This window comes from Saccharothrix sp. ST-888 (assembly GCF_000955975.1).
Taxonomy (GTDB): domain Bacteria; phylum Actinomycetota; class Actinomycetes; order Streptomycetales; family Streptomycetaceae; genus Kitasatospora.
Window position 1 is genome coordinate 1 of sequence record NZ_JYJF01000843.1, and the last position, 318, is coordinate 318.

The following is a 318-nucleotide window of genomic DNA, read 5'->3' on the forward strand; positions in this document are numbered from 1 at the left end:
GCAAGACCTTCGCCCAGCCGACGCTGGTCGGCCAGCTGGCCGCCTCCATCGTCGGCCGGGACCAGCGTATCCTCTTCTACCTGGTCCGGGCGGGCACCGCGCGCCTCCTGCTCCTGGCCGCGCACACCGCCTTCAACGTCGTCCCGCGGCTGACCTCGCTCGTCGCCCAGCACCTCTACCTGCCCGTGCAGATGCACACCCGCGTCGACCGGCTGGCCTTCTCCAACGTCATCATCGCCCTCGCGGTGGTGGCCGTCGTACTGCTGGTGCTCTACAAGGCGGACGGCACCAGCCTGATCCACCTGTACATCCTGGGCG

The 318-nt window shown here is 69.5% G+C and carries 1 pseudogene; it reads left to right on the forward strand.

The annotated features are described in order from the left end of the window. Window positions 1–318 (forward strand): annotated as a pseudogene (locus UK12_RS42485) (DNA-binding protein); the annotation flags it as partial.